Source organism: Sphingobacterium sp. MAE (genome assembly GCF_056711605.1).
In genome coordinates, this window is record NZ_CM160044.1 from 63,016 (window position 1) to 85,617 (window position 22,602).

Below are 22,602 nucleotides of genomic sequence, written 5' to 3' on the forward strand. Positions count from 1 at the left end.
GAGTCTATTATGAAATATATTTATTTGATATTACCATTGATTTATCTTACAACATCATGTGGTAAATTTTTGGAAGAGTACTCAACCGATCAAAAGTATGTTGAGACTACAGCAGATCTAAAGAGCCTGATGATCGGCGAAGCCTATATGAATAACGTTACATTTTCTATTTACGATCAGGCAACCATGGGAACATTAACTTCAGAAACAGGTATAACGGCTCCGTGGTTACACGTTATGGATGATGATAGTGAACCTTTTTTAGTCGATTATGTAGCCACCGATAAAGCTACTCCATTTTATATGTTATCGGGTTTTCACAATTGGAGTCAGGAACCTGCACGGAGTATTCTTAATATGGAATGGACAGACGTGTTTTGGCGAAAGCTTTACAAAAGAATTGGGGCACTGAATGCCATTCTCTTTCAGGCAGCAAGTCTAGCGGAAAAGATGCCCGATGATGATGAGTTGAAGCACCTGCGGGGTGAAGCTTATTTTTTGCGGGCTTATTATTACTTCCTGTTGCAAAATACGTATGGTTCACCGTATCGCAAGTCCACTGCAGCAACTGACGAAGGAGTGCCCTTGAAGGTCAGTGAAAAGGTGGAGGACCGGTATTTTAAACGCGATAAGAATGAAGCTATTTATAAACAGATCGTAGCAGATCTCGACCAAGCTGCAAACTACCTCAGCAACTATAACCCTGTTTCCAAAATACAGGTTGGAATTGCAGCGGTAAAAATCTTACAGAGCCGGGTGTATCTTTATACGGAAGACTACGACAAAGTACTGGCCGTGCTGGATGGCTTCGAATCCTTGGGATACGCGGTATCTGATCTGAACCAATATGTGACAAATTCCAGTTTTAGCGCCCGTAGTTCCAGTGAGACGGTATTTACGGTGGGTACAAATATGATTCCTACGGTTTTTATGGACGATTCTCTTGGTGCGTATGGAGGCAATGACCGTCGTGCATCGGCCTTTAAAAGTTCAGATAACCTGATGGAAAGCTTCGAGCAGGAGGATTTAAGACCAACAGCTTTTTTTATGCGTTCGACAAAGAATAAAGCCTGGTTGCCGGCCAAATACCGTAACTGGAGAACGTATAATGATCCCGAACAGGTGTCTTGTCTTTTTTCTTTCCGTGCAGCTGAAGTTCTATTGAACCGGGCCGAGGCGATGGCGATGCTAGGCTCAGATGCGCAGGCACGAAATGAGATCCAAAGCCTCCGTCAAAAGCGCTTAAAAAGCGCAACGGCAGCAGTGATACCGCAGTCTAACGCCGCGCTGGTTGAATTTATCCGGCAAGAACGTCGTCGTGAGCTCTGTTTTGAAGGCCACCGTTGGTTTGACCTGAGACGATATGCAGTGAACTCCAGGTATCCGCTGCCAGCTTCATTTACCATTAAACACCCGACATACAATTACGATGCGCAATCCAATGCGTTCACAAGGGCAGGGTATTATGTGCTCCAAGGTGTTCAGCAGGATGCTGCATGTTGGCAGGTGCCTATACCGAAGTATGCAATAGAGTTTAACCGCGGTGATCTAACAAATCCTGTGCGTCCTGTACGTGCTGTTCAACCCTTGTAATTCCGTCTTTATGAAAAATATACTTTATATGATTTCGCTCATCGTTCTTGCGCTGACAGGGGGATGCAGCAAAGAGGAGACCACCGCTTTTAACGACTATGACAAAAATTGGTTGGTGGTAGAAGATGACGCTAATGATGCCTCAACCCATGCGAGATACCTTTTCTTCAAAGAAACGGGCATACCGGTGTTTGCAAATGACACGATTGGTTCGCAACAGCGCATAGATGTATTTGGCAAGGAGTACACCCATTATGAAAAATTATCCATGAGTTATTCTTTAGGCGGGATTCAGAGTGGAGCCCCGCCTTTGGTACAGTCATTTTCCTATTGTAATAAAGCCGATGTGGCGACTGCGCTTACCTTTCTCAGGCAAGAAATTATTCCAGTGTTGCCCAAAGGAGTCCATGTTCCGAGCATTCTGTTGGTGGATAATATGACAAGCAATGCCTTTGGATCGTATGCTTTTAAGGGGTTCAATACCGTAGTGATCGCGCAGGTATCTAAAATTACTGGCATGGATGCGGCGACAAGGGCCAATTACAAAGCGGCAATTTTAAGGGCTATACTGACCAATACAATTCTGGAGAGCAGATTCAACAGCTTGCTGGACAAATTTTATGCAGTATCCAGAAAATATGTGCCCAACATGGATGCTTATGGTCTATATATCTATTCATTAAACGCCACCAACGTGAAGGGACTCCCTGATGGCGTGCCCATCACATTACAAGCAATAGGCTTTCTGGCTACTGATCCTCGAAATCCCTATTATACGCCGATGTCCACTTGGATGGACGTGTGTATGTACCTCGAGGCCGCTGTAGCAAATACAGAGACCGAGTTTAAACAGAAATACGGCGATAATCAGCGTATTATGGATAAATATGCAATCATACACCAGATATTGGAACAGGTAAATTTTAAAATACAATAAGCAAACACGTATTAAATAAAACAATTGTTAAGCAATTTTTAAAAATGAACAAACAAACAAATAAAATGAGAAACATAGTAATGTTAATGTTGAGTGTTACGCTCTCGACATCGCTATCAGCGCAAACAACAATCCAGGGAAAGTTTCGTAAAATATTACCGAATGGTTTAGATGTTGATCGGGTATTTTTTTCCAAACCAGATGATGGTGGTCCGATTGTCGTTGAAGAAATACTAAAATCAAAGTCAGATCAAACTTTCCAGGCGACACTTAAGCCAGCTGATCTAAACGTGATCCGATATATTGGCGTTTTCGATGAGCAATATCCTGTGTATGTACGCCCTGGCGAAAAATTGTCTATTGAAGCTGGTGATGGTAAAATAAGTTATTCGGGCAACGTGAGCAAAGAAAACCAGGTTTTTGCAGCTTGGTACAAGCTCATTGCGCCTTTAAGAAATTACGGCTATACAAAAAAAGGGTATACCCTTCCTACTGATCGTTATGTTTCCCTGCTTGATTCGTTGGAGAAACCGGTACAGGATTTTGTGAAAAATATTCGTACAGGCAACGATAGCTTCGATAAGCAGGTCAAATATTTACTGCCGTACAGCTATAAGTTTGACCTATTGATGCCGTTGGCTACAGGTCTTTCCTTTAGATCCAAAAACGAATATCCTGTCCAGGTAGCTCAATTGATCGAAGAAGAAAAATTTGCCGATGCGAATCTGTGGTCGCTGCCCTTGGCATATAATTATATGTCCAATTTCAGTTTCGTAAAATACATTCTTTATAATAATGAGCAAGGGATTGCCGGCGAAATGCTCGTGCCCGAAATTGCAGACGACCAGCTGCGGGCGAAATTTATATTAGCGCACGCGCAGCGCGGAGTGACGCAGAGTCTAGTCAAATTTTTGGAAGGTAATCGTAAATACATGATGGATGATGCGCAGAAAAAAGAACTAGCTTTATTGCTCCGTCGTGCCAATTTACAGATTGCCGGTGGATCGTGGATTGATTTCACCTATCCTGATGTCAATGGTAAGATGCATAGTCTTTCCGAAAACCTCGGAAAGGTGGTGTTGCTGGATCTATGGGCAACCTGGTGCGCCCCTTGTCTGGCTGAAATACCCGCATTAGAAAAATTAGAGAAAGAACTTGAAGGAAAAGATGTGGTTTTTATTAGTCTATCGCTGGATACCGATAAGGCAAAATGGCAGAATATGGTCAAACAAAAGCAATTGTCTGGGGTTCAGCTTTTTTCAAACAGCGAGCCACGCTTTATGCAAGATTATGAAGTTGCTGAAATTCCGCGTTACATTGTGTTTGACAAGAACGGTAAAACGGTAAATTTCAATGCGCCGAGGCCTTCTGATCCAAAATTGAAAACACTAATTGAGTCAAATCTTTAAAATTAGCTTAAACACAATAAAATGAATAAAATTTATACAGCGTTTCTATTCGCGTGCTGTTTATTATGGCAGGTGACTGTATCCGCACAGGGGATTAATTTTGAGCACATCACCTTAAATGAGGCCATTTCCAAAGCGGGCAATCCTGCTGAACCCAAGCTGATTTTGGTCGATTGTTATACGTCGTGGTGTATTCCTTGCATCGAAATGGCTTCGACGGAATTTCCTAAAAAAGTCGCCGGTGATTATTTCAATCCCAAATTTGTATCCGTAAAATTTGATATGGAGAAGGGGGAAGGAAAAGAGATCGCACAAAAGTACAATGTTAAAGCGTATCCAACTTTTCTCCTGCTCAATGCGAAAGGGCAAGAAATTAATAGGGTCGTTGGCAAATCTACGGCGGAAGAATTTATCGAAAAGGTGACTGCTGCCCTTGACCCTAAAAATTCGCTTCCCGGTCTGAAGGCCGCTTATGAGGAAAAAAAGGGTATGGATACGGGAATGCCTTATGCGTTGGCGTTATACCAAAATTCGCAGGACCCCGGCCCGGTGTTGGATGAGTTGTTTGAAAATGCGCAAGATTTTGAGCGCTTCAGCAAAAATTACCTGGAACTGGCTTTGGGCACAGCCAAATTTGGCAGTCCGTTTTTTAGAAAGTTGATGTTGGAAAAAGTGCGTATAGACCAGGCGATGGGTTCGGAAGTGACCAATAGAATCATCTTTGATAAAGTGAGAAAGGATATGTATTTTATTGCCAATGAAACTGGTGCGCGCTACAATATATTTTATACCCCACAAGAAGTGGAGGAAGTTGCTTATACCATCTCTCTCTTAAAGTTGGATCCCAGTGTGCCTGAACACCATATGCCCAAGGTAGCGCTATATGTCGCAAACAATGACCTGGATGGGATGATCCGCTACTACAACCGATACATCGGTCGATTGCGTTCGGATGATGTTTTTAAAGGGATGTATGACGGCATTCTGCATAGTAAGCTGACGAAGGCTTCTCCAGAGCAGCGTGCGGCTATCAAAGCCTATTTTCAGAACCTAGCTAACCGACTCAAAAAGGAATCGATGCAGTATCAAGAATATACAGATAATATCAAATAGACCATCTCCGCGCAGCTGTTGCGCGGAGAATCCATAAACTATATCATATGCTTAAAATAAACATTGAAAAATATTTGATTGCGATTATTGTGGCTTCTGGCTTGACCGTCGGAAAAGGAAAAGCCCAAGTTTTTACAAATGATGTAAAGATCTTAACGGCGTTTGAACATTCGGTAGATTCGTTACTGGCATCGGACGGGACCCTGAGTATCGATTTGGCGCAAAACCAACTGAAACAAGGAGGAAGTATCGCTAAAATTAGTGGACCAAAACCCTTGAAACGTGCTTTAAAGGCTAATGAACTTTATGAGCTAGCTAAAAAAGCGACTGTCATTACGGGCTGTGCATATCTTTGCCCCAAATGTGATAAAGTTCATCTTAGTGAATCTTCGGGTTACATTATTGATCCTAAGGGTATTGTCGTTACGAATTACCATGTAATGGCTACTTATGCTTTCATGAAAGATGGTAATAGGTCCAAAGGTTTTTTCGTACGCCTTTCTAACGGTCGAACTTACAACGTTAGATCGATATTGGCTTCTTCTAAAGAAGATGATCTTGCCATTCTGCAATTGGAGACAAATGGCGATGTCCTGTCGGCCCTACCGCTTGCGCAACAAGCGCTTGTTGGGGACAAGGTTTTTGTACTTGGCCATCCTAAGGGTATGCATTACTTTTTTACTCAGGGTTATGTAAATAATAAATATCTGGAACAAGCTGGAGAACCAACCAATAGATTTTATCGTGAAATGATGGCCATTTCTGCCGATTATGCGACAGGATCAAGTGGAGGCCCCGTATTGGATATCTATGGCAATGTTGTGGGTACAGTGTCCAATACAAACATGCTCTTGCACAGTGATATGAATCCCAGTGTGCAAATGGTGGTTAAAAATACGGTTCCTGTCGAGTCCTTACGGAAAATAGTTGCCACAGGAAAATAAAATCATCAGAGTAGTTAATATCTATTTTGTAGGCTTGATTTAATCCCTCTTTAGCCCATTAACTCCTATTAAAAAAGAATTAGTTTTTATTCTTATGATTTCATCGGGGCCTCCGTCAACTAGATGAGGCCCCTTTGTTTATCTTGTTGATATTTACCACAAAACTCAGTGCAAGGTGGGGCGGAAAAAAATGTAGGTTGAAAAAACGGATTTTTCTTATCGGACAGGTTGAAATTTTGCTACGAGTCCATAGTTTGTTTAAATCGCTTTCGAATCTTGCTCTTTAAATTCAATTTATTGCATTACGCGATCAACATACAATCTAGATTTATTTTTTTCTTTTTAACTGATGGATGATACCTGTGCTGCCTCAAATCTGACGATCCGTTTCAAATTCTTGTTTAATCGCATTTACCTGTGCTCACAGGTAGCAACTCCAATCTGCCTTTGGCACCTCGTTTGCATATTTCTAAAGAAAAAATGAAAGCGGTATAGTGGATTGGCATACTGATTATGGGTTAAGAGTTTTTATATTCTTAATCGAAAAATTGCTGTGACGTTTAATAATTCGATATATGAATGGGTGTTATAAACATCTTTAATGGAATTATTTTTGGATAAAGGAGATACCTTTTGGTCTTATGGATAACGAAGAGGTGCATTAAATTAGAAAACGAAGAATATGATTGGTATTATAGGAGGTGTTGGTCCTTTAGGGGGATTGGACATTTATAAAAAAATTATTGAAGAGACTATTGCTTTATCAGATCAGGAACATTTACCGGTCATGCTTTATTCATTTCCTAATTTGATTGGTGATCGAACGGCCTATTTAAATGGAAATTCAACCATAAATCCAGCTATAGCAATTGCCGAAATAACAAGACAATTAGAGCATGCGGGAGTAACCGTGGTAGGTATTCCATGTAATACAGCGCATGCTGCTCCAATTTATTCTGTCTTTGAGCAGGAGCTTGCCCGAACGAATCAAAAGATTAAAGTATTGCACCTGATTAGCGAAACCGTTGCTTTTATGAAAGCTCTTTATCCACAGGCAAAAGTGGGTATTCTTTCTACTACGGGCACCCGTAATTCGGGTCTTTATCGGGATATGTTATTGGAGGAAGGGTTTGAAGTCGTGGAACCTAGTGATGAATGGCAAGGGCGTGTACATGATGCTATATATGATAAAGAGTATGGTATTAAAGCACAATCTACTCCTGTTACAAATAAGGTCCGTCTGGAACTGCATAGTGCTATGGATGAATTGAAAAAGGCAGGAGCGGAGATCATCGTTTTGGGATGTACAGAACTACCATTGGCGCTTCCAGAAAATGATCATAATGGCATGAATCTGATTGATCCAAATCGCATATTAGCGCGAGCACTTATTTATGCTTTTTCACCAGATAAGTTAAAATAGCCTGATGACGTGTATATCTTACTGGGAATTCTTCTGCAATAGAAATGTTGCCAGTGTGATTTACAACCTTGTGAAGATGATGATATAGGTGTGTGAAATGATCAGTTGATTTGTCAATATGTCATGCTAAAAAGTCCATTATTTGCTGATTTATAGCTTGGTATGCTATTTGAGTGTTTGAACATATAAATATAAGAAAATGCAAAAGATAATACATAAATCAGAAAATCGTGGACATGTTGACTTTGGATGGTTGAAAAGTGCCCACTCATTTAATTTTGGAAACTATTTTGATCAAGATAAGGTTAATTTTGGGGCATTACGTGTTTTAAATGATGATTTTGTCGAAGCAGGAAATGGTTTTGGTCGTCATCCGCATGACAATATGGAAATTGTTAGTATTCCCTTGGAAGGTGTTTTATCACATCAAGATAGTATGGGTACCAGTCGTGATATCCAAACAGGAGATGTGCAAATCATGTCGGCAGGTACTGGTGTAACGCATTCTGAATTTAATGGAAGTAAAGAGAATCCGGTTAAGTTTCTTCAAATTTGGGTCATCCCGAATGAAAGACAGTTGACCCCTAGTTATGACCAGAAGTCTTATGCAGATGTAGATCGTAAAAATAAATTTGCAACTGTTGTATCTCCCAATAAAGCAGATAGTCATGCTGCGTTTATTCATCAAGATGCTTATTTTAATTTGGCAGATCTAGATGCTGGTATAAGTACAAATTATGCTTTACATGGACAAGGCAATGGTGTTTATATATTCGTACTAGAAGGTAGTCTTCAAATCGCAGGAGAGGTTATAAATCGTAGAGATGCGATCGGAATATGGGAAATAGAGGATATTGATGTACAAGCAACATCGGATGCTAAAGTATTGTTGATTGAGGTTCCGATGTTTTAATTGATTTTATTTAATATGACAATAAAGGGGTTTGCATCTAACACGATACAAACCCCTTTGTCTCATGATCTGTTTTCTATTTGACAGGGACGACGGTAAAAACAATCGTTTTATAATTGTCCTTTTCGTATAATACCCCAATTTTCTTTTTCTCGACCAGTACAATATCCGAATATGCGGAATAAGATCCTTTATAATCTGCTGGTGCTTTTGCTACAACTTGATTGAAATACCAGGTTTTGCCTTGATCCTTGCTGATGCGCAATGTCAGGTTGTCACGATCTTTTTCTGAAGCAGCATTACAGACTGCTAGTATATAATTTTTCCCTTTTTTCCAAGATAAAGTTGCTCCTTGATTAACTGGATCGGGTAGATTTTTATCATAAAAAGTTGTATCCCATGTTACTCCGCCATCATTGGAATAGGAAATGATGCGGTTCCTTACATTTCCTTGCTGGTTTCTAGTATTCATGTAAAGTCCTGTTTTTGATATTTGAGCTGCCATAGTCTCATTTCCTCCTTCAAAAGTTATAGTATTGCCAATCTTGAAAGTTTTACCATTATCATCGGAATAGTAACTGTGTGCATAATAATCTTTTCCTGCAGGTTTTGGATTTCCTTCAGAATGGTTTGCTGGGATATAAATACGGCCTTTGTATTTTCCTGAATCAAACTGTAAAGCATGACCGGGGGTATTTGCATATGCTCTCCAATCTTCTTTAAACGTATAGTTAGAATTTAATAATGGTTGATTGGGGCGGTGTACTGCTGTTGTGATATTTGTAGGGGCTGCCCATTTTTTTCCTCCATCAGTGGATGTGACATACCAACATTCTCGTAATCCTTTTCCATTTCTTACTTCATGCTCATGACCATTCCCTGTGTTGTAAAACAGAAAGATACGACCATTGGGATATTGAGGATCCAATAAGTCTACTACAGGGGCAGCATTGCCTGCTTGCAACTGGTCGTAATCTGCAGCAACATGAATAGTTCCCCAGGTTTTTCCATTGTCCTTACTGATTTTATAGACGATGTCTACGTTGCCATAATCTCCAGCATGATCTACACGTCCTTCTGAAAAGGCTAATAAATCACCGTTTTTATTTTTAATGATTGCGGGTATTCGATAGCTGGCATAGCCATCTTTTCCTGATTCAAAGACGGTCACTTCTTGAGCTTGCGCCATCGAAAAAAGTGCTCCTGCACAAATGGTTAAAAATGTTGTTTTCATATGATATTGGTTTTATTTTTTTAGTTGATAGGAATAAAAGTAAACATCCATTTTATCGGGTTTTGCCAATCTTCTCCTTTAAAATCACGTACGGGTAGTTTGATCAATACTTCATTCCATCCTTTTTTTAATGAAATTTTCATGGGTTCTCTATAGGTATATCCTTCATCTGTAAGTGGTATTTCTAAATGACCTTTTGCTCCGGCATGATTCCATAATGGAGGTGCGATGACTTGATGATTGACCCAAACTTTACTATCTAGATTGTCCCAAGTGTTGAGTTTAGGTGTATTACTGGCATAAGATCTGGAAAGATTGTTGAACCCGATCCAAAATAATTTAGGTTGGTTTGTATCGCTCCATATCTTAGTACGTGCATACCAGGTGGTATTTTGTTGTGGGTTGTTGATAGCTCCTGATATAATGTCTGACCACCAGTGTCTGAGTATGATGGTGCCGCCTTCTATTTTTTTTGCTACTGCTAACCCCTTTGCATAGGGCTGTTGCTCAATATCAAAAGATTGCGTCAGATTTCCGCCGTTTTGAAAAGGTCCGATCAGATCCCATTTTAGTCCAGTTTGCTTCACATAGGGAAAGGGCTTGTTCGAAAAATACTGATGCTTATGATGGAGTAATCTATTTTCAAAATTTTTGAACTCCTGATAGGCGTTTGTGTTTTCATCTACGATGTTACATATCCATCCCGATTGTCCTCCACCACGCCATATGCGCTCTGCAAATGTTAATATGGAAGGGTAAACGGCATTTTGATAGAACATGTCCTCTGGTTTGGCAACTGCACGATCTGGCCATGCACACAAGGTCGCCCCAATCAGATTCTTGTTTGATTTATCTTGCTCCCCCAGTTTGCGGTGAAAAAGAGTTGTGACGGTTTCCAATGGATCCATGTGATTAATGTAGAGGTGTTTAGAGTCAATATAGACAAACTCTCCTCCTTGTATGGCTTTAGGTCCACCCATCCATAATTGTCTGATGGTTTGAGGCATCAAATTACTGCCTGGATCCCAACCGATCGTTTTATAACCTAAGCCCTCCACGTATCTGGTAATTTCGGGCATGAAATTTTGGTTGCTAATCTTTACCTCATCGCCACCAATATGAAGATATGGGAGGTCTTTATAAGTTTGTGAAAACTCTTTTAACAACTCTTTGATATAATATAGACCAGAATCAGATTGCATGCCTACTCCAAAATATCGTTTAAAAGCTTCACTATGTCCGGGCATATCAATCTCCGGCAACAGGAGGATATGTCTTGCTTTACAATAAGCGATTAATTCTCTGAAGTCCTGTTCTGAATAATGTGCTCCTGTTCCTCTTGTCATATTTGATGGATCGGTCAGGCCAGGATATTTTTTACTAGCTAAACGCCATGCAATATCTTCGGTAAAATGAAAATGTAAGACATTCAATTTATAACGAGCCATGATATCGATTTGCTCTTTTAGCATTTCAAGTGGTTGATAATTGCGTCCGACGTCAACCAAAAAGGATCTCCAGGAGAATGCAGGTGCATCATGAATGTCACAAAAGGTTAGCATGTTCTTTTGGACAGAAAACTGTCTTAATGTTTGAAGGCCATAAAAAATGCCTGCTCTGGAATGTGCCGTTATAAAAATACCTTTATCATCTATTTTTAAATGATAAGATTCGTCATGTGCAGTTGTTGGGGTATTGGATAAAAGTTCAAGTTTTAATACCGGAAGATATGGGTTCTTAATCCATGCTTTTTCTTCTATTTTCCAGTCCGCAAGAATATTTGCTGCAAGTTGATATTCTGATTGTAGGGACAGATTATTATTTTGTACAATAATACCCTTATGGAGCTTGAGCTTGCCCTTGCCTAATTCCATTTTTATGGGCAGAGGGATTAGGTTCTCTTGCGCATATGATCTTGGATACCAGCACATACCGGTAATGGTAATAAGGATACTGATGAAGAGGTGTTTACAGTCCATTATTGTCCTTTATAAAATTGTTTAAAATAGTCCAACAATACCATTCTTGACGTGGCAGGTGAAATGGACCCTTAAATAAATTTCCTTTTGCAGTTTGCGCAATAGATCCATCTCTATGGAGGTATCCAAACCATTCGCCATGTTGCTGATCATGAAATTTATCATAAGCATATTGATGAATTTTTTTGTGCATCTCAGCATATTTTTGATTTCCTGTCATCAGATAAGCAAGGAGTGTAGCGATGATTGTTTCATTTTGTGGCCACCAAAACTTCATGTCTTGCCAATATTCCTGAACAGGTTTATCGTATAGATCTCTAAAATAAAGGATACCACCAAACTCTTTGTCCCATCCTCTTTCCCACATATAGTCGAGCATTTTACAACCCAATTGGATGAGTGTTGGATCGTTGTTACGATATTTTGCTTCATGTAAGATAAACCAAGCGCCTTCTATGGCATGTCCTGGATTTAATGTTCTTCCATCAATATGATCAATGATTTCACCAGTAGGGGACACCTGTTCCATGACTACTTTTAAATCGTGTTTTACAAAATTTGATTCTATTTCTTCAATCCAATTTGCAATGGCTTGATCACAACGTGGATCACCAATTGTTTCTCGCAATTGTTGTGCTGTATTGATCATGATCATAGGTGTGCCAATGCCTTTTGCGGGTCTCGTGTCTGTGAATTTTGGGGTTAATTTGATTTCTCCGGAAGCATATTGGATGCATTTTCCAAAAATGGAACGTGCCAAATCTGCCGCTTCTTGCGATTTCGAAGCTTTTGCATAGGCTGCAAATGCAATAACAGCAAATGTTTCAGAAAAATAGTACCTTCTTTTTCGGATGGGCTGACCATCTTTGGTGACATGAAAAAACATTTGTCCATCATGATCAAAGCAATGCTTTCGGATAAAATCATAGCCTAATTTAGCTCCTTCTAACCATTCTTCTCGAGGTTCTACGGTATTGTATAGTGTTGCTAATAACCAAGTTGCCCGTCCTTGTATCCATACAGCTTTGTCGTCATCTATTAAACTTCCATCTTGATCACGCATCAATAAAAAGCCTCCTTCTTCATAGTCGAATGATTTGGGAAACCAAAAGGGTACAGTATCTTCTAGAAGCTGTGTTTTATAAAATTTTTCGAGTTGCTCGAGTTGTGTTAAAGTATACATAGGTTAGTCAATTTTGAAACTGCAGGTAGAAGCAGGTACTCCTGATTCATTTTCCAAGTTTGCAGTGGTGTAAGGTGAATATGCGTAACGAATTTCGGTGATGATAATATGCTCAGGTAAATCGATCGTAACTCGATTTTTCTGAATCGACAAACGTTCAGGTTGATGGGTAAATCCTTGGTTATCGATTAAAATAAATCCTTGTAGAGGTTGTTTATTTCTCGTGGTGAGTGTTTTACTATTGTTAAAATACACATCAATCGTTTTTTCTTTTTTCTTGTAGTACTTAAACGATGGATAATCCGCATTAATCTGATACTTATAGGTATGTGCTAGAGCCAAGTTAGCTAACCGCTTGCCGATGATCACCTTGTTTTTAGGATGTACATCCAAAGAATCTCCTACATCAGAGGAAATAGCCATATAGGTGTCTTCAATCTGCTGGTTCAACTTGCGCTGACTATCTCTGAATCTTGGCCAAGAAGGACGATTGATACTGGATAGTTGGACATAATAGAAAGGGAGGTGCTGCTGGAGCTGATGACGCCATGAGCTAACCAAGGTTTTAAATAATAGTTCATGGAGCTCAATATTGTGGGCATTGCTTTCTCCTTGATACCATAGAATAGCGGTGAATTGGGTTTTTAACCAATGGACTACTCCTGCTTCAAAGTTGAAAGAAGGATCATACGGGTGTCTTTGGTATTTTTGGGTTGCAAGAGCCAGATTTTGATCGGATCGAGTGCGGCAGAAGTCTTGAATAAAATCTGATTTCCTCCAATTGTGTATGTATGTCGCCAATAGATTGTCTTGTTCGAGTGTTGTTCGGTCTATCCAAGACTCTGTATTGGATCCTGGTACATCTAACTCGACGATGCCAATTGGAATATTCGTCTTACTCGAGATTTCAAAGGCAAAAGCATACGCTATGGCTGAAAAATCTGCTTTGTTTTCTTTTGTCGGTAAGCTCCATCTGCCTGAGAAAAAATCTAAATTATTAATCTTTTCTAAAGTAGTTGCATTCCAAGTTGTTGAGTTTGTCTGAACTAAATTGGTGTTTTTAAACAGCCTGACCTGAGGAGCATTGATCAGCATGAGGCTGTCTGATGACAGCGCATGTTTCAATTCAAATGCCATGTTTGATTGTCCGGAAGCCAAGTATACATCGCCAAATAGAACGTCTTTGATTTTAACTTCTTGTTTTTGGGATTCTATTACAATTTCATAGGGACCTCCTGCAGGCATAGATGGTAAAAAAATTGACCAATGACCATTTTCATTCGCTTCTCCTTGGTATACTTTGTTGTTGAAATGGAGAGTTATGCTTTCATGGGAAGAAGCTTTTCCAGCAATTTGATTTTCACGGTTTCGCTGTAAAACCATATGATCCCCAAAATTAAGATCGATTGAAAGTGGCTGCACGACACCTGTCAATGCTCGATTCACTTGCTTGGCAATCAGGGTGGCACCTGCGGCATTTGGATGTATATTATCTTCGAATAAATCTATTCTACTTTTCAACTGACCATTGATATCGATCAGTTTTACTTGATTATTTTTAGCAATTTTTGGAATTAGAAGACTGATTTGTTGATACCAGTCTCTTGTTCCTGATAAGAAACGTGGGTGCCCGCTAAAAATAGGAGTGAGTGTACAGATATATATCGAAATATGTGGATTCGTTTTTATCAAATCGCTGATTAGTAAACTGTAATCGTGTTCAAATTCATCACCATAGTTAGGCCAGTTACGCGGATCGGTATCATTTATTCCGAGTGCTATAACTGCGATGTCTGGTTGAAATGCAAGTGCTTGCTTGTATTCCGGTGTTTCGACATAAGGTTTATGCCCTTTACGTAATAAAGTGGCACCGCTAAAACCAAAATTTTGAACATCATAGTTTGAGCCTAATAATTCTTGAAGTTGCTCAGGATAGGTTTTATCACCATTTTTTATACCTAATCCTTTGGTAATAGAATCGCCGATGCAGGCAACTTTTTTTTGCGGATACACCATGACTGTACACCATGTGACCATGGTGGTTAGTAGTATTATTTTTCTAATCCAAAGATGCATTTGATTTGGGTTTTAATACTACCAGTTGAACGATGACGACTATGAAAACAATGATGGCTAGTAGGGCAAAGTCTTTTCCTAATTTCCCTTCGTCGGCAGAGCTTCCTAGCACTTTTGTGATGAATGCACCGGCCATAACACCTAACATATTCATGATGCCGTATGCGGTTGCTCGGAATTTACTAGGTACAAATTGACAGAGAATCGGCATATTATTGGCATCAAACATCCCAAAGCCAAAACCGAACATCAATCCAGCTCCAACGACATGAACTATATTTTGTCCATAACCGATTAAGAACATAGCTGGTATGGTCAGTAATAGACCTATTGCAGAGGTATAAATGCGGCCTTTTACATTTTTTTGAATCCAGCGATCGGATAATAGACCGCCAAAAATAACTCCCAAGAAGGATGAAATAGCGATAGTAACAGTAGATAGCGGTCCTGCTTGGGACATCGGTATATGGAGGTTATCGGAGAATAATGTTGGTAACCAGTTTTTTGTTGCCCAACCGGGTAAACTTGGTATGGCAAAATAGAATAATATAACCCAAAAGGAGATATTGCTTAATAGCATACCGATGGCTTTGAAACTATTGACCGGTTTTTCTTTTTCATTTGAACTTTTTGTTCTAACAGGAGCTTCGGAGAGAAAGAACATGAGTACTAGAGCATATAATATGCCTATCAAACCAAAGAGTTTGAACGTACTATGCCAAGAGTATGAGCTTGCTAAGGTGGCTCCAAATCCTCCCAATGCCTGACCTGTATATAAACCGGTCATATGGATACCGATCGCTAATGAACGGGACTTATCACTGTGAAAGTCCGAAATGAGAGACAGGCCTGCTGGAATGTAGATGGCTTCTGAAATACCCATGATGCCGCGTAAGATCATCAATTCGGGATACGTAGTGGCAAAGCCCATCAACGAAGTGACCAGTGACCAAACGAATAGAGAACCAACAATAAGCCATTTTCGATTAAGTCTGTCCGCTAATATTCCTGAAACAGGACTCATGAGGCCGTATATCCAAAGGAATATTGCCATTAATTGCCCAAATACGGTTGCAGATTGTAATTCGACGATATCAACCTGCATAGTCGGACGCATGGTTGACAGGATTTGCCGATCCATATAGTTTAATAGAGCGACTACCCATAGCAGGCCTACGACGACCCACGGGTAATATTTTTTATTTTTTATCATGATTTGGTTTATATAATAGTTATTGTAATGTACCTGTTAGTATTCCTGCAGATCTAATACCTGCTTTAATTTCCCCCGATGGAATATAAACTTGTTTTTGGTGAAAGACAGCTGTAGTGGTGACCGGCGAACCTACTGGCAAATTGCCAACTTCTTGCCATGTGTTTGATTGGTCATCATACTGCAATATCTTTTTGCTGAATCCTGGATGATTGGACTGTACTATTGCTTTATCGTGTATTAATTTTTCTTTTTTTACCGGATCTGTTTCTTTTGCAATCTCCAATAGGAGGTTTTCGACTTTGTGAAAAGTAATCCCATTATCTCCGCCAATTAAAAATAGGCGACCTTTATCATCTTTGAATCCTGTGCCTGCTGAAAGAGCTTCTGGTAAATCAGCAATTTGAATACATTCTTTTGTTCTTAAATTTATTTTGTAGCATGTCTTGTATAGTGTACTTACTGCATTTACCTGTTTCGTTCGTCCCCCAAACAGGTAAAGAAAGTGATCTTTTGTAAGTGCTACTGTATGCGTTAGCGGATAAGGCAGATTCATGTATTCTTCCCATTGCTGGTCATAGCGATATATTTTATCTGATACCAGGTTTGCATTTTCTCCTCCTATCAGATAGCAATTGTGCTCATCTGAAACGAGGCTTGCATTGCTCAAGGGAAGGGGTAGATCGGCTAATGGTTGAGCGACAAAATTATTTTTTATCTTACTCCAGGTGTAGCGATGAAATTGGGAAGAGGCTCCCTCTTCATTTTCGCCTCCTGCTGTATAGATTCCCTCCTCTTGACTACTGTTTGCGGCATAAGCCGTTGATGTATGAAATGAAACGGTGTCTATCAATTGTAGCTTGTTATCGTGAAGAGAAAAGATGTATGCAGAATGCTGGTATTTTTTTACCCCTCCTTCCCAAGGCATTTTTTCTGGAAAATTAGCACCACCCGCAATCAATAAATGATTGTGGTGAATTCCAACAATGGGGCCAGCCACACCTATTTGAACTTGATCGTTAATCGTTTTGGGTAAAGAGTCTGCCATAGACCAATTGATCTCGGCAACTTTGTTTGTTGTATTGCATTGCATAAATAAGAAAGTGCTTAGGATAAGAGGAATAATTTTCATCATGTTATAACGTTGATTGGAAACTTTGAAAATCTAATGCTGCCACATCAGCTTTAAATTTTTCAAAATCAGTTGTCGTCATATTGCGTACAGGAAGTCTAAATTCGCCGCAATCCAAACCAATTAGTTTCATGTAAGATTTACCGACTGATATACCACCATACTTTCCTAATAATGTGATCATATCGATTGATTTTTGTTGTAATGTGTTTGCTTTCTCAAAATCACCTTGATCATAAGCAGCAATTAATGCTAAATATAGTGGTGCGGCATAATTGTAAGTACTTCCAACTGCTCCTTTAGCTCCAAGGACAAGGGCAGATAGCATGTTTTCATCTCGGCCCCAAAGCATATCATATTTGCGGTCAGCAAAATTAAGACATGATAAGTAATCCATAAAGTCTTCATGGGTATATTTTATACCTGCAAAATTGGGGATTTTGCCGTCAATTGCTTTTAATAAATCGATCATCGCAAAATTTCCTCCAGTCAATACGGGTATATGATAATAATAAAAGGCTGTATGCGGTGCCGCTGAAGCGATTTCTGCGCAACACTTTGCTAACTGATCTATATTTGCCGGTTTGAAATAAAATGGCGAAGTGAAGGATATACCATATAGTCCAAATTCTTCGGCTTTAGCAGCAAGCAAACAGCATTCTTTAATATTTGTACCCCCAACAAGCGTGATCACCTTAAAATCTTTATCCTGCAGTGTTGTCTCTGCCCAAGTTTGCATAATAGCGACCCGCTCATCAAAAGTTAATGACACCCCTTCGCCTGTAGATCCACATATAAAGGCGCCCGCAACATGATTCTGTTTCAATAATTCATAATAAGCTGGAATAGCGCCAATGTTAATATCGCCATTGGACAATAATGGAGTAAAAGGTGCTGCAATTAAGCCTTGTAATTTGAGATTATTCATGGATGTAAATATTATATCTTTAGATTTTTTTAGTTAGCAGTATAAAAATGGTATCCTTATTTTTTTATAGCAGAGCAGTGTGCTTAAATGATGAATGATTAAATTGTCACATACCGACGATATATCATACATATTCTTGCCTCTGTTTTGAATACAAGCAATGTCTCTACAAAATTGTTTACATGCATACTTTTTATTATTATTAGCCAAAAGCATTATGTCATACATTTAAAACATTAAAATTATTCTTTTATCTCTATTATAGCAAGTAAATGAGAAAAAAAAGTGTAACATTTGTAATGACTTTGATTCAAGTGAAAAATCATAATAAAAAATCCCATGTTAGAGAAATTTGAAAATGTTGATACATCAAGTTTAGTAGACAAAGTAGAAAATCATATTATTGATTTGATTAGGGCTCGTAATATCCAAATTGGAGAATCTCTTCCAAAGGAACTGGAGCTTTCTGAAAGTTTTGGGGTTTCCAGAACTGTTATTAGAGAGGCTTTATTACGGTTGCGTATGGTTGGTTTAATAGAATCTCGCAAGCACAGGGGAGCTGTTTTAACAAATCCAAAGCTGCTATCGCCTTTAAAGAAGATTTTCCACCCAGCGATGTTAGATGATGATACGCTCAAAGATATATTTGAAATGCGACTTGCTCTTGAAGTGGGGATGGCAGAATTGATTTTCGATCGCACATCGGAAGAAGATATAGCTGAATTGGAAGCAATCGTGCGAGTTGAATCAATTAATAGCGATACGCGATCTTTTAAGATTGAAGAAGAGGTTGCTTTTCATGGTAAATTGTATAAGATCTCCGGTAATAAAATGTTAATGGATTTTCAAGAACTCTTGTTACCTATTTTCCAATATGTCCATGACAGCGGTTTATTAAATAGCGATAATGCTTCAAAAGAGTTTATTTCTCATAAAGATCTGATAAAATTATTAAAAAATGGTGATGTAACTTCCTTTAAAGAAGGCATGCGTAAACATTTGGATAATCATTATTACCGTTTATTGAAGCATTAACTATTCATCTTCATCTTCATTGGGGGTCAAGTTTTTTAATAAAAGATTGACCTCCTCCTCTGTGGAGGTGAGCTGTGCTCTGCAAACTTGAATTAATAGAGATGCTCTTTTTATTTTTTCAGATAGGACATCAATATTGGTATTCCCAGTTTCAATTTCCTGTACGATTTGTTCTAACTCCGAAAATGCGTCGGTATAGGTATAATTATTTTCCATTTTTATTGATTTTTTGTGTGATGCTGCTCACCTCACCATCCCAGACTTGAGTTGTGAGTACATCATTCTCATTGATTTGGCCTACAGATACCAACAGTTCTCCATTGACTTTGGTGATTGAAAATCCTTTTTGGAGCAGTCGAATAGGATCTGCGAGCTGGATAATTTTTTCAAGATGATCGAGCGTCGTATATTTCTGACGGAAGATGTAGGTTAAATTTGTTTTAATATCTTTTTCAAAGGCAGTCAAATCAATTTTTGATTGTCTTATAGATTGCTGGACAGACCATTTAATGGTTGAGGCAAAGGCTTTTAATTTTTCATTTTCATCTTTAAATATCGCAGTTGTATTTTGCAATATTCGTGCTGTCAATTGATCTAAGGGAATGGCGAAATTATGAAATTTTTGGATTAGGAAATCTGCGAGTTCACTTGGTGTGATCGCATTTTTATAGGCGACCATTTCACTTACTGTAAGGTTGGTGGAGTGTCCAATACCAGTTAATACAGGTAGTGGGAAAATGGCAATAGCTTTTGCCAATAGGTAGTTGTTGTAACTTGATAAGCCTACTTCTCCGCCACCACCGCGGATAATTGCTACTGCATCGTAAGCTTCTGAGCGTTCTGCAATGATGGACAGCTGCCGGATGATTGAAGGAACTGATTTATCTCCTTGCAATAATGCCGGATAAAGTGTTTGCTCAATTTTATATCCCCAAGGATTTTGATTAATAATTTTGTAAAAATCGGATAATCCTTTGCTGGTTTCTACCGAAATAATAGCTAATCGCTTGGGTAGTGTAGGAAAAGGAAGGTTTTTATTTGCATCAAAAATACCTTCTTGCTTCAGTTTATTGATACTGTTTAATTTTTCTTTTTCCAGCTCTCCTAAAGTAAAGGTCGGATCAATATCTACAATCCTAAGACTCAAACCGTACATAGGATCGTAGGAGATACTCGCTTGGAATAACATGGTAATTCCTTCACGCAAAGGTTCTTGAGCTATCTTAAGAAAATGGTTGTTGATTCTTTGATAATCTGCTTTCCATAGGATGGAACGAATCTCAGCTACGATCTTTCCTTCGGTTTTTTCGACTAATTCGGGATAACAGTGCCCAGAATGGGAGTAATGATTCAATTTGTTCATCTCCGCTTTGATCCAATACAAACTCTTATAGCGTTCAGCAATAGTTTTTTGAATGCTTCGAGTTACTTCCAATAAGGAAAAAATGGTTCTGTTTTCTACGACCTCTGGCATAAATCAAACTTAGATAAATTTGCATTTGTATCCAATTATAATCGTGTGAAATATCATAGATTTCATTTTCCGACCATTTTAATAGCTTTAAAATATACTATGCTGCTTGTAAAGCTCTTTTCTATCTTTAATGATTGAAGTGGATCAAAATCGGTCATAATTGAATATTATGATTACTTGTGCGTTTTTGTGCATGATTGTATAGCTTTTATTTGTACATTTACATATAAACCCTTATTAAACACATGATGATAAATAGAATAAAACTCCTAATTACTGGACTTTTTGCTATTGGCTGTCTCCATACTAATCACTTAAAAGCCCAATACAGATCTTCTATTAAAAATGAAACCGTCCTTTTTAATAATATGGATGCGGTACTTCCTTTAGGTAAATTGGATCAATATAACATGACTATTTGTGCACCTGATTCGAGCTTGTTTAATCAGTTTCAGGAGCAATTATCTCGTTATGCAGGAGTTAATTATGTCGGTTATAAAAATTTTGATGAGCATGTGAAATATAGCAATGTGGTGATCGTCGCAATTAAATCGGAAGAGTTAACGACTTCTTTTGTCGATCAGCTCATGCAGGCGGAACGAAATAATAAAAAAATCATTCTCGCTGTTTTTGGAAAGGGTGACGTATTAGCTATGCTTGATGATTTTAAAAGTCCAATTTTGTGGAATGCACATTTTTCTGATGAAACGCAAAGAAATGCAGCTATGACCATTTTTGGAGGCTTGTCAGCTACTAATAAACTTCAGAAAACATATTCTGCTATTTTTTTAAAGGGTATGGGGGAAGCGACAAGTCAGACGCGTATCCAGTACAGTTTGGCCAAGAATGATGTGCTTAATATCGAGAGGTTAAGTAAGAAAATAGATGCTATCGCTGAAGAGGCAATTGCTCAAAAAGCTACTCCTGGGGCTGTTGTTATGGTGGTCAAGAATGGACAGGTTATTTTTGAAAAAGGTTATGGCTACCATACTTATAGTAAAGAAGTACCAACAACGATACATAACATCTTCGATTTGGCATCTGTGAGTAAAATTGCAGGGACTACACCGGTCATTATGCGCTTGACGGAGCAAGGAATTATTGATTTAAACAAACCTATAGGAGATTATCTTTGGCAGGCTAAATCAACGAATAAAAAAGATATTCTTTTAAAAAGTGTAATGCTCCATGAGGCTGGATTTACACCTTTTATTCCCTTTTATAGAAATTTAAAGCCTGGCGACGTACAACGCAATTATTCGTTTACACATAACGTCAAGGTTGCTGATAGTTGTTACTTGCTCAACAATTATTATCGAGATGTGATGTGGCCTGAAATGCTCAACTCTGAAGTGAAGCCAGTAGGCAGTTATGTCTATAGCGATATCAGTATGTATGTCATGAAAGAAGTGGCAGAACATCAAACTGCTATACCGATGCAAGATTATGTACAGAATAATTTCTATCGACCATTAGGGATGCAGACTGCTGGATATAATCCTAGAGAGCGTTTTTCAAAGTCTCAAATTATACCTACTGAACAGGATACATCTTTTAGAAAGGTACTATTACAAGGTTATGTTCATGATCAGGGAGCTGCTATGGCAGGGGGTGTAGCTGGTCATGCTGGATTATTTGCAACAGCTAATGACTTGGCAATTTATGGACAACTTTTACTAAATAAAGGGGAATATGGTGGAGAGCGATATTTTAAATCAGAGACAGTCGAATTGTTTACGTCAAAGCAGTCTGAATCTAGCCGCCGAGGATTGGGTTTTGATCGTTGGGATCCCAATATCAAAAATGAATACCCTTCAAAATTATCAAATTCAAGTGTCTATGGACATACGGGATACACGGGTACTTGCATTTGGATTGATCCAGCAAATCAGCTGGTCTATATATTTCTGTCCAATCGCGTTCATCCACAAGTTTCTACAAAATTATTGAATCTCAATATTAGAAGTCGCATTCAAGATGCGATTTATGAAGCGATTCTAGAAGGGAAGAAATAAT

18 protein-coding genes are annotated in these 22,602 nt (G+C 38.8%); 9 read left to right on the forward strand and 9 right to left on the reverse strand.

Annotation, left to right across the window (positions count from 1 at the left end):
* Window positions 1-24: 24 nt before the first annotated feature.
* From AC06G9_RS00315 to AC06G9_RS00345, 7 genes are all read left to right on the forward strand, one after another.
* Window positions 25-1,593: a RagB/SusD family nutrient uptake outer membrane protein gene (locus tag AC06G9_RS00315; RefSeq protein ID WP_480957307.1), complete on the forward strand. Its 1,569-nt coding sequence runs from the start codon at window positions 25-27 to the stop codon at window positions 1,591-1,593.
* A 10-nt stretch (window positions 1,594-1,603) separates the two neighbouring features.
* Entirely contained in the window at window positions 1,604-2,530 is a 927-nt protein-coding gene (locus AC06G9_RS00320; RefSeq protein WP_480957308.1) for a hypothetical protein, read from the forward strand.
* Between the two features lie 65 nt (window positions 2,531-2,595).
* Window positions 2,596-3,939 (forward strand): TlpA family protein disulfide reductase, encoded by a 1,344-nt coding sequence (locus tag AC06G9_RS00325; RefSeq protein WP_480957309.1) that lies wholly within the window; start codon window positions 2,596-2,598, stop codon window positions 3,937-3,939.
* Between the two features lie 21 nt (window positions 3,940-3,960).
* Complete coding sequence (locus tag AC06G9_RS00330) at window positions 3,961-5,052, forward strand: thioredoxin family protein (protein ID WP_480957310.1); 1,092 nt, start codon at window positions 3,961-3,963, stop codon at window positions 5,050-5,052.
* A gap of 47 nt (window positions 5,053-5,099) precedes the next feature.
* Window positions 5,100-5,996 carry a S1 family peptidase gene (locus tag AC06G9_RS00335; protein WP_480957311.1) on the forward strand — a complete coding sequence of 299 codons (897 nt, stop codon included), beginning with the start codon at window positions 5,100-5,102 and terminating at the stop codon, window positions 5,994-5,996.
* Between the two features lie 682 nt (window positions 5,997-6,678).
* The gene (locus AC06G9_RS00340; RefSeq protein ID WP_480957312.1) at window positions 6,679-7,419 is read left to right on the forward strand and encodes an aspartate/glutamate racemase family protein; all 741 of its coding nucleotides are present in this window, start codon (window positions 6,679-6,681) and stop codon (window positions 7,417-7,419) included.
* A gap of 199 nt (window positions 7,420-7,618) precedes the next feature.
* Window positions 7,619-8,332: a pirin family protein gene (locus AC06G9_RS00345; RefSeq protein ID WP_480957313.1), complete on the forward strand. Its 714-nt coding sequence runs from the start codon at window positions 7,619-7,621 to the stop codon at window positions 8,330-8,332.
* 76 nt (window positions 8,333-8,408) lie between these two features.
* Here the strand turns inward: AC06G9_RS00345 and AC06G9_RS00350 are convergent, their stop codons facing one another.
* Genes AC06G9_RS00350 through AC06G9_RS00380 form a run of 7 tightly spaced genes read right to left on the reverse strand, consistent with a single transcriptional unit; the run spans window position 8,409 to window position 18,077 of the window.
* A complete protein-coding gene (locus AC06G9_RS00350; RefSeq protein ID WP_480957314.1) occupies window positions 8,409-9,566 on the reverse strand; it encodes a sialidase family protein in 1,158 nt (385 codons plus the stop codon).
* A 20-nt stretch (window positions 9,567-9,586) separates the two neighbouring features.
* Entirely contained in the window at window positions 9,587-11,545 is a 1,959-nt protein-coding gene (locus AC06G9_RS00355; RefSeq protein ID WP_480957315.1) for a family 20 glycosylhydrolase, read from the reverse strand.
* Window positions 11,535-12,728: an AGE family epimerase/isomerase gene (locus AC06G9_RS00360; RefSeq protein ID WP_293928826.1), complete on the reverse strand. Its 1,194-nt coding sequence runs from the start codon at window positions 12,726-12,728 to the stop codon at window positions 11,535-11,537. The genes AC06G9_RS00355 and AC06G9_RS00360 overlap by 11 nt, the downstream gene beginning before the upstream one ends.
* Window positions 12,729-12,731: 3 nt before the next feature.
* Window positions 12,732-14,804: a GDSL-type esterase/lipase family protein gene (locus AC06G9_RS00365; protein ID WP_480957316.1), complete on the reverse strand. Its 2,073-nt coding sequence runs from the start codon at window positions 14,802-14,804 to the stop codon at window positions 12,732-12,734.
* Complete coding sequence (locus AC06G9_RS00370) at window positions 14,788-16,017, reverse strand: MFS transporter (RefSeq protein WP_045754765.1); 1,230 nt, start codon at window positions 16,015-16,017, stop codon at window positions 14,788-14,790. The genes AC06G9_RS00365 and AC06G9_RS00370 overlap by 17 nt, the downstream gene beginning before the upstream one ends.
* A gap of 19 nt (window positions 16,018-16,036) precedes the next feature.
* Window positions 16,037-17,152 (reverse strand): hypothetical protein, encoded by a 1,116-nt coding sequence (locus AC06G9_RS00375; protein ID WP_480957317.1) that lies wholly within the window; start codon window positions 17,150-17,152, stop codon window positions 16,037-16,039.
* Window position 17,153: 1 nt separating this feature from the next.
* Window positions 17,154-18,077 (reverse strand): dihydrodipicolinate synthase family protein, encoded by a 924-nt coding sequence (locus AC06G9_RS00380; RefSeq protein ID WP_045754763.1) that lies wholly within the window; start codon window positions 18,075-18,077, stop codon window positions 17,154-17,156.
* Window positions 18,078-18,416: 339 nt separating this feature from the next.
* On the opposite strand from AC06G9_RS00380, the gene AC06G9_RS00385 reads away from it, so the two are divergent.
* On the forward strand, window positions 18,417-19,112 hold the full coding sequence (locus tag AC06G9_RS00385) for a FadR/GntR family transcriptional regulator (protein WP_094771848.1): 696 nt from the start codon (window positions 18,417-18,419) through the stop codon (window positions 19,110-19,112).
* On the opposite strand, the gene xseB is transcribed toward AC06G9_RS00385, so the two are convergent.
* Together xseB and xseA are read right to left on the reverse strand one after the other, a co-directional pair.
* Window positions 19,113-19,328 (reverse strand): exodeoxyribonuclease VII small subunit, encoded by a 216-nt coding sequence (xseB, locus tag AC06G9_RS00390; RefSeq protein WP_045754761.1) that lies wholly within the window; start codon window positions 19,326-19,328, stop codon window positions 19,113-19,115. It abuts the gene before it with no gap.
* Window positions 19,318-20,586, reverse strand: coding sequence for an exodeoxyribonuclease VII large subunit (xseA, locus tag AC06G9_RS00395; protein WP_480957318.1), 1,269 nt, complete (start codon window positions 20,584-20,586; stop codon window positions 19,318-19,320). Before xseA ends, xseB begins: the two co-directional genes overlap by 11 nt.
* A gap of 245 nt (window positions 20,587-20,831) precedes the next feature.
* On the opposite strand from xseA, the gene AC06G9_RS00400 reads away from it, so the two are divergent.
* The gene (locus AC06G9_RS00400; protein WP_480957319.1) at window positions 20,832-22,601 is read left to right on the forward strand and encodes a serine hydrolase domain-containing protein; all 1,770 of its coding nucleotides are present in this window, start codon (window positions 20,832-20,834) and stop codon (window positions 22,599-22,601) included.
* Window position 22,602 lies beyond the last annotated feature (1 nt).